This is a genomic window from Microcoleus sp. Pol12A5, assembly GCF_036701435.1.
Lineage (GTDB): Bacteria > Cyanobacteriota > Cyanobacteriia > Cyanobacteriales > Microcoleaceae > Microcoleus.
Genome location: NZ_JAUBQU010000178.1, coordinates 1 through 8,519, shown reverse-complemented (window position 1 = coordinate 8,519; position 8,519 = coordinate 1). Strand labels below are relative to the sequence as shown.

Sequence of the window (8,519 nt, the reverse complement as noted above, 5' to 3'; positions counted from 1 at the left end):
CGAGGCTTAACCATAGACCCAGCTCAGGTTTGAGAGATTTTGTCCTATTATACTCTGCCTAGAGTGACAGAAGAGGACTATGCTTTCAACAATACCCCAGCGGGCGGTAATGACGATGGGCTGGGCGGTTCCTTGAATGCCTTGCGCTCCCTATTTAAAGGCTATGCTGACCCAGTACCAGCTATCATCGAAACTCTCGACGGGCAGAAGATTTACCGAGATGATATTGTCGATCGGCCACCGCTGGGAACCCAATGGGGGCAAGGGCGAGTTACCTTAATCGGGGATGCCGCGCACCCTGTTCAACCGAATATCGGTCAAGGGGGCTGTATGGCGGTGGAAGACTCTTTTGAACTAGCGAAACTCCTATGTACTAGCCGAAGTGGTGGCGATACTGTTCCTTCCCTATTGCGGCAGTTTGAAGGCAGCCGCACTCAGCGAGTTACTCGCGTTTTCGATACTTCCAGACAAATAGGGAAATTGGGGCAGGCGGATACGGCGATCGGATGTTTGTTGCGGAACGGCATTTACAAGCTCACTCCTACTTGGTTGGCTGACTTGCAGTTCAAATGGTTGTTTGATTACCAACCTCAATGGAATCATACCCGTACAAATCATTTAGAATAAGTTTGACATTGGGAAACACAAAATACTCCCTCAGTTTCCCAACGATTACCATTGTTAGAAACCTCTGTGGCGTTACATTTGGGGCAGCTCATTTCAGCCCCATTCGACAAAGAAGTTTACCCTAGGTTATTCATTTTACCTGAGAGTAAACATTACTCTTTCAGCTATACCGCCTATATTTCAGGGTAAACCAATGACTCAAGAAAACAACTGGTTTGAGACAGCACGATTGGGAATGTTTGTTCACTGGAGCCATAGCAGCCAGTGTGGGTACGAAGTATCTTGGCCGTTGGTCGGAGGCGTCTTTAGCTTGCCGTACTGCCAAGATGTTCCGGTAGCGGACTATCACCGCACCGCCCAAACTTTCAATCCGACTGAATACAACCCTCAAAGTTGGGCTAATTTAGCAAAACGTTTGGGGATGCAGTATGTGATTTTGACGGCTAAACATCATGATGGATTTTCCTTATTTCATACCCAGCAATCCGACTTTTCTATCGAGTATGCGCCGTACAAAAAAGATATTGTCCGAGAATTTGTGGAGGCGATGCGGGCGGAGGGTTTGCGAATTGGGTTGTATTTTTCCTTGATTGACTGGCATTACCCTGACTATCCGGCTTTCACAGAAGCCGACAAACCGTATCAGTTTGGGAAATTTCGACAGCCAACGAGTTCTCAGTGGGACCGCTACCTAGAATTTATGTTCGCTCAAGTCAAAGAATTGTTGAGCAACTACGGAAAGATTGACTTGCTTTGGTTTGATGGCGGTTGGGAACGAAAACCAGAGCAATGGCAAGCTAAACAGCTACATGAAATGATTCGATCGCTGCAACCGCATTTGCTAATCAACGATCGCCTCCCTGGATTTGGAGACTTCGATACCTGCGAGCAATTCATTCCCCCCCAACCGCCTCAACGTACTTGGGAAGCTTGCCTAACTCTGAATGAAAGCTGGGGTTACAACCCGAAGGACACCCAATTCAAGTCAGCTCGCCAACTTATTCATACCCTCTGTGAAGTTGCAGGTAAAGGTGGCAATCTGCTGTTGAATGTCAGTCCAATGGGCAATGGGCAGATTCAATCTGAACAATTGGATTTGTTGCAATTTGTAGAAGACTGGATGGCTGTCCATGCCCAGAGTATTGTAGGAACACAGCCTGGACTGGAACCTTGGCAATTCTACGGCCCTTCTACTCGGCGGGGCAATCGCTTTTACTTATTCTTGCTGATGAAGCCCTACGAGTCAGTAACAGTACGAGGTGTACCCATTAAACGGATTCAAGACGTTTCTAAAGTCGCTGGAGGGGAATCATTACAATACTCAACTCGCTGTGCGATTGTCGATTCTATGTTAAGTGCCGATCCTCTTGGGGAGTTAACGATTCAAGTGCCTGAAGAAGCTCTCAATCCCTATGCTACGGTGATTGCAGTTGATATTGCTCCAGCTAACGATACTTAGAACAAGATTTGGCTAGTTTCGCGATCGCACTTCTTCACTTCGTACCCCAGGAGCCGATCGCATCCAGCTCAATCTCACGATCGCACTTTGGGTTCCATCTTATACAAATCATTCAGAATAAGCTTGACCGAAAGGAAAAGTGAAATACTCTGTCAGTTTCCCAATGCGATAATTGGTCGTCCTCCATAGTCAGGGTTAAGAGAGTTTTTCAATAACTTCAAAACTCGTTAGAATGATGGATAAAATTCCTCCTGATAGCTGCCAATATACTTTGAAAGTTTTTTACAAAAAGCCAGCGTTTTTCTCACCCATCTACAGAGCCTATACCTCCGAGTATTATTAATTTTTTATAAGTCATAAATTTTCCCACTATCCTTGTCTTTCCCTTTGTGTCTTTTGCTATAAAAAACTGCGGACTAAGAGCTTCCAAAATCTGTATGACTGACAGCAAATTGCCTCAGCCAGTGGTAATAAATTCCATAATTTCCTAGCTTCCTTCTCATCTCGCTGCCCAATATATGCTATAAAAATAAATTTTTTTAGAGCATCTCTAGCCAGTTCTTTCTACTGCTTATTACCTTATTCACTCTGATGAACTTCTATCTATCAGAAATTTTCGTTATTGTGGAATAGGTTGATGTTGGGGGTTAATAACAAACTGTCAGAGACAGTCTTTACCTTTAAATTTTTGCTTTTCACTATAATTCAGACCATTTTTTATGACATTTTTACAACTGCAAAGCGGACAATTCATAAAGAAGGAAGTTAAGAAAGTAGAACTAAATAATTCTACCGGCTTTCCATAACTATGCACCGCTACCAAATTATTAAAGCCTTGTGGATTTGAATTGAGCAACTTTAAGAAGTTTAAAATTAGAGCTTTGATTAGCTGGCGGTTTCCTACACTCACTTTAGCATAGTAAGTACGAAAGATCCGTTTGATTATTTGCCAACAGTTAACAGGAGGATGGAGAAGGTGTTGGAGGAACAAACCTGTGAAAACCTTTATGCTCTGCCTGGTCAGTTTAACAACTATATCTTATCGATTTGTCCCTTGGCTGCAAGATAATGGTGACGTGCGTCATAAACAGCAGGTTATGGCTTTGTTTAGGCTTTAAGTTTGTTTGAGTCCCGTTAACTTAACTCCAGCAGCCCAGAAGAGACCGGCAAACCATCCTGAAATACCAGCAATTCTCCAGGCTGAATTTGCGTCCAAACTTCGTTATCTGTCAGCGGAAAAGTGGCAATAACAGCCACGCGATCGTCCTCATTGGTCAATTCCCGAAAATCGACTGTTATATCTTCGTCGATCGAGTGAGCGCTAGCAAAAGGTGCTTGTCGCACAATATAATGCAAATTAGTAGAACAGTGGGTAAACAAGTGTTCTCCATCGGAAAGTAAATAATTAAAAATTCCGTGTTCTGCCAAAGTTTTAGTAATTTCCTCCAGTACCTGGTAAATTTTCGCTAAAGCAGGCTTACTATGAGGAAAAGTGGAGCGCAGCTTTTCTAATATTAAACAAAATGCTTTTTCACTGTCAGTTTTGCCCACAGGTTTGTAAACTCCGGCACATTCTGGATAAAAATTTTCAAGATTTCCGTTGTGAGCAAACACCCAATAACGTCCCCAAAGTTCCCGAATAAAAGGGTGGCAGTTTTCCAGAGCAATTTCGCCTTGCGTAGCTTTGCGGATGTGAGCAATGACGTTAGTTGAATGAATGGGATAGCGACGCACTACTTCTGCAACCGGAGAAGCAATCGCAGGTTTAGAGTCTATAAAAAGGCGACATCCCAAACCTTCAAAGAAAGCAATTCCCCAACCGTCTTGATGAACGTCGGTTTTGCCCCCCCTTGCAGAAAAACCCTCAAAAGAAAAGCAAATATCTGTCGGAACATTGCAGTTCATTCCCAGTAATTGGCACATAGCTTTTAAGTCTCTGGAGTGTGGATCGATCGCGCAGCTATTGGCAGCTACAGATTTGCGGTGATAATATTATAGTATTAACGGGTTAAATAAGTTAAATACACTTAATATTTTGGCTGGATCAATGGTAGTGAGACTGAAGCCAAAAACTTGGCGATAGCTAAAAAAATCGCTCGTGTTTCCTTGGGAACGATGTTAACCGATAAATCGCTATACACTTTTTCCAGTGTAGACAGCGAGTATAAAATATTAGCCGATATCCGGGATGGAATTGATAGGACTTTGATGGTTTGGCAGCACCGTTTGAATGCCTTTAACAATCAGCCGGTCATTCACATTATCAAAAATCATGGAAAAATTAGTTTGCTTAAATGATCGGGGAACTGAATCTGGTGTTTATGAATGGTGCTGTAAAAGATGATATCTAATGTATAAAAAGCTAATTAATGGTGTATTTTGGTATCGATTATATCTGCCCCCACATCATTAATATTACTACTTAACTATCCTAGCGATAAAGAGATGTTTTAATTAAAATTAAAGCAATGGCACAGGAATGTCTGAGGAAATAATATCGCAGATTTTTAATTTTTCCTTCATTATAAAATCTGTTAAAAAAAACGGGAACCGGATAGTCAATCAGGCGTCACATAGGTGAAGAAACCGAGGACAGCAGTTTGACTCGTGCGTCGGTTTTGGGAGAAGGAATGCAATTTACGATCGCCCTTCATCTCGAATAGTGCATGAAGCCTAGCTATCCCGTCGGGAATCGCGCTTTTTCTCACTTTTTTTGCTGTAAGCTCACAAAGTATAAATAATATGAAAAATCACAACTGCGATCGACCAATTTGGAAAATCCTTAGCAGCTTAATATTAGGATTCGGATTGCAGGCATTATTCAGCATTCCAGCCTTAGCAGAAACGACTGATCCTGAAACAACAGCCAATAGTCCAAATTCGGAAGATCCAGTTAATGAATGGTATCAATTACCCGCACCGACAAATAATTTCCCGGAGAATTTCGATCGAGATTACGATCGCAAATTAGTCGAAAAAGCTGACAATGTAGAGGAAACTTCACCGATAAACCGCACATCGGAGCCACCCGTACCTATCGCGAGTGAGATAGAAACTCACGTATCCGAAGCCAGCGAAACGCAGCCCGCCCCAATACCCGCATTAGTGGAAGAAAATAAATTAGAAAGTCCCCCGTTAATTTACCAGGCTGAAAACTCGATAGAACAAGTTACATCAGTTTCCCAACTCAGCGACGTACAGCCCACAGACTGGGCATTTCAAGCACTGCAATCCTTAGTAGAGAAATACGGCTGCATAGCTGGATACCCCGACGGAAGCTATCGCGGAAACCGCGCTATAACGCGCTATGAATTTGCAGCAGGAGTCAATGCTTGTTTAGATACAATCCGCGAGTCCATCGCCAAATCAACTGAAAGTATAGCTAAGCGAGACGACTTAATAAAACTGCAAAAATTGCAAGAAGAATTTGCAGCAGAAATTGCCACAATCAGAGGCAGAGTGGATGTGCTAGAAGCGCGAACTAGCGAACTAGACGCCAATCAATTTTCGACCACAACTAAACTGTCGGGATTCACAATTTTTGGAATACAAGGGCGCACGCCCAACCGTGCGGATCGGACTCCCAGAGACGGCAAAATAGATACCAAAGACCCCGGTACAAATGTCAACATTATCAACCTAAATCAATTCTACTTAACCACTCAATTTAGTCCTCGCAGTAACTTATTAATAGGTTTTTACAACCAGAACGGCAGCAATTCACCACAATTAACCGAAGACGTAAACCTTGCTTATAATGTAGCCGAAACTTCTGGATTAACTGTCAGCGACCTCAACTACCGCTTTCTGGTCGGTGACAAATTGGCAGTGTTTGCAGGGACAGCAGGAGTTAACATGATTACCGCTTTTCGAGGGCCGAATCGGGCAGAAAGTGCAGCTTCGGGCCCCCTTTCTGCCTTCGCCCAAAGAAACCCAATTTTGAACACGGGTTTGGGTTTAGGCGGCATCGGCATTGACTGGCAATTTGCGAAGCGAGCCAGTTTGCAAGCAGTTTATTCAACTAACATTTCTGGATTTTTTGTCAGTTCTAACGGGCCTAGGGGACACAATACATTTGGTGTACAACTAACTCTGACACCAGCAGATCCAGTTGATTTGACTATTTATTATGTTAACGATTATTCGCCCGACGGGAATCTGATTAGTTTGGCAGGGGATAGCCAATTAACTGCCATTAATCCTAACACAAATAAGTCTGCTTCTCTGGAAACCCATGCAGTGGGAACAAGTTTAAATTGGCGCCTTTCATCGCGAGTTTCTCTGGGAGGTTGGGCTGGTTATACTAATTCTCGCATTCCGGGTAAATCTGGTACGATAGCAACTACAAATTATATGGTTTTTGTAAATTTCCCCGATTTGTTTAAAGCCGGAAATTTAGGAGGAATTTATATCGGGCAACCGCCTAAAATTGTCAGCAGCAATTTACCTACAGGCAATAACGTTCCTGATTTTTTAGATACGGGTTTAGGGCGATCGGGCGGGCAACCCGGAACCACTACTCATGTAGAGGTATTCTACCGCTGGCAGGTGAATGATAATATCAGCGTCACCCCTGGATTGATCTTGATTTTTCAACCCGGTCACACTCCCGATAGCGACCCGATCTCAGTTGGTGTATTGAGAACTTCATTCTCCTTTTAAGAGTTTAATCCTGTGAGGGCGGGTTTAGTAGAGCACCAATTGCAAACAATTTTGGCGAACCCGCCCCGGAAGAACGAACCACAAGAAAATTTAATTTAATTTTGTGGAACCGACATCCTGCCTGTTAAGCGAGAAAGGTATTCTTCGGTAAGCCGACAGTAATTAAAACCCCAGGCCAGCGGGATTTCCTAAAATTTTTTCTCAGTAAAAACCCGCTATCTTTACTGCAACTTTACATTTAGTAGTAATTTCCCCGTTTTTATCTTTTTTTCATACATACAAATACTTAATTATTAAGTTCAAAAAAATACGCATAAACACGCTTGAAACATAAGTTTTCCTAACTTAATCTATTATTAGGAGCATTACTAATAGTTCTTAAGTTTAGGTTTAGATAAATATGATTAAATCAACGGGCTATTTTGGGTTTCTTAGCTTGGCTGTAATTTATGCTATGACTGCCTATCCGTGTCAGGCACAAACCACTGTCAAATCGCAGACAAATGTCAATGCAACACAGGAGATTACAATTACCGAATCACCAAATCTTGCTAACACTTCTGCCAGTCCTCTCTGGAAAAATCCTAACATTTCTAAATCTTTTACCGTCTCAGAATTGAATAGCACACCTTCTACCTCTAGTCCTTCTATAACCACTCCTCAAAATCAATCTGCACGCACAAATCCATTAGGATGTAGATTTTTCACGACTCCTTCTATGGAGCAATAAATTTTCCTGCACCTCTGGACAAAAAATATTATGCCTGAATAGATGGCGATCTTTTTTTAGCATCGCCCTCTATTTGTGCTATCTTACTTCCTAATGAAATTATCTATAGCAAAAAGGATTGATAAAATTAACTCTAGTTAAAATATTATCGGGGAAAGTCTGAAAGTTGTTTGATATCCTTCAAAACTATTTGAGGCTTCCCTTTGTACTGTTCTACCTTCCCACTGACATACACATATCCCCGTCCCAGGCCCGCATAACGCTTCTCAATTAGCCGCTTCAAGGGAGCTCTTTCATCAGTTTTAGCATCGGGTATCCACAAATCTAATTTATGATACACTGAACCAGCATAAATTAGAGCGCTCCCACCGATCCATTTAGTAATTCCCGCCTGCAAATCGCAGAAAACAGTAATAGATTTAGCTCTCTCAGAAGCCGCTAATATTTTCGGGTAGTGCAACCTCAAAGAAAGCGCTCCTGCCGTTGCTTCCGACAACCGAAACTCTTCCACAATTGAGGCGCGCATCGACCACCAAGGCAGTAAATTAGCATAATTGCGAGAGGGGATTTTGGCATTGATAACCGGATTCCAAATCATCAGATTGTAAGCTTTTGCTGCGGATTCTGCCTCAGTCATTGGGCGGTGATACAATCTGGAGCGCCCGTATTTCACGAAGTAGGGACTCCAGCCTTCTTCAATCAGTTTAAGATTGTAATTTTCTGCGTCTTTATGTACGTAACAGAGGAGACGCCCGTAGTTGTCGCGGTGTTTTTGTAGAGCCACTTCAACCGAATCGTCTGTATCAAATTCTATGTCAATTTGAGCAAGTCCACCATCTGCTGTGGCGAAGTATTTTTTAGCCATTTCTGAAGCTGCTTTCCCCGCCGCAGTTACAGGTTTGGAGCCTCCCGAATGACTTTCTTCTGTATCGACGCAAATCAGGCGCAGAGACTCGGTTTTGCCGCAGGGTAAGAGCATCTCAATCACGCTTGACAAAAGGACTCAGAAGAATCTAATATATTGTCAGTCAAACAAGAACG

Annotated in this window: 7 protein-coding genes; 4 read left to right on the top strand and 3 right to left on the bottom strand. The window is 42.7% G+C overall.

The window, feature by feature from the left end; genetic code table 11:
- Window positions 1-39: 39 nt before the first annotated feature.
- Window positions 40-627, top strand: a complete 588-nt coding sequence (locus QUA45_RS26575) for an FAD-dependent monooxygenase (RefSeq protein ID WP_333222784.1) — start codon at window positions 40-42, stop codon at window positions 625-627.
- Between the two features lie 193 nt (window positions 628-820).
- Window positions 821-2,086, top strand: coding sequence for an alpha-L-fucosidase (locus QUA45_RS26570; RefSeq protein WP_333222782.1), 1,266 nt, complete (start codon window positions 821-823; stop codon window positions 2,084-2,086).
- A gap of 1,134 nt (window positions 2,087-3,220) precedes the next feature.
- Here QUA45_RS26570 and QUA45_RS26565 read toward each other — a convergent pair.
- On the bottom strand, window positions 3,221-4,009 hold the full coding sequence (locus QUA45_RS26565; RefSeq protein ID WP_333222780.1) for a class II glutamine amidotransferase: 789 nt from the start codon (window positions 4,007-4,009) through the stop codon (window positions 3,221-3,223).
- Between the two features lie 192 nt (window positions 4,010-4,201).
- On the opposite strand from QUA45_RS26565, the gene QUA45_RS26560 reads away from it, so the two are divergent.
- On the top strand, window positions 4,202-4,384 hold the full coding sequence (locus tag QUA45_RS26560) for a hypothetical protein (RefSeq protein ID WP_333150845.1): 183 nt from the start codon (window positions 4,202-4,204) through the stop codon (window positions 4,382-4,384).
- Window positions 4,385-4,644: 260 nt separating this feature from the next.
- Here the strand turns inward: QUA45_RS26560 and QUA45_RS26555 are convergent, their stop codons facing one another.
- Entirely contained in the window at window positions 4,645-4,794 is a 150-nt protein-coding gene (locus QUA45_RS26555; protein ID WP_333099750.1) for a hypothetical protein, read from the bottom strand.
- A 34-nt stretch (window positions 4,795-4,828) separates the two neighbouring features.
- Between QUA45_RS26555 and QUA45_RS26550 the strand changes: the two genes are divergently transcribed.
- Window positions 4,829-6,748 (top strand): iron uptake porin, encoded by a 1,920-nt coding sequence (locus QUA45_RS26550; protein ID WP_333222778.1) that lies wholly within the window; start codon window positions 4,829-4,831, stop codon window positions 6,746-6,748.
- Between the two features lie 875 nt (window positions 6,749-7,623).
- Here QUA45_RS26550 and QUA45_RS26545 read toward each other — a convergent pair.
- Complete coding sequence (locus tag QUA45_RS26545) at window positions 7,624-8,457, bottom strand: thermonuclease family protein (protein WP_333222777.1); 834 nt, start codon at window positions 8,455-8,457, stop codon at window positions 7,624-7,626.
- Between the last annotated feature and the right edge of the window lie 62 nt (window positions 8,458-8,519).

Excerpts from the sequence above, each read along its gene's own strand:
- QUA45_RS26570 (WP_333222782.1), top strand. The coding sequence starts at position 821 with ATGACTCAAGAAAACAACTGGTTTGAGACAGCACGATTGGGAATGTTT.
- QUA45_RS26565 (WP_333222780.1), bottom strand. The coding sequence starts at position 4,009 with ATGTGCCAATTACTGGGAATGAACTGCAATGTTCCGACAGATATTTGC.
- QUA45_RS26560 (WP_333150845.1), top strand. The coding sequence starts at position 4,202 with ATGTTAACCGATAAATCGCTATACACTTTTTCCAGTGTAGACAGCGAG.
- QUA45_RS26550 (WP_333222778.1), top strand. The coding sequence starts at position 4,829 with ATGAAAAATCACAACTGCGATCGACCAATTTGGAAAATCCTTAGCAGC.
- QUA45_RS26545 (WP_333222777.1), bottom strand. The coding sequence starts at position 8,457 with ATGCTCTTACCCTGCGGCAAAACCGAGTCTCTGCGCCTGATTTGCGTC.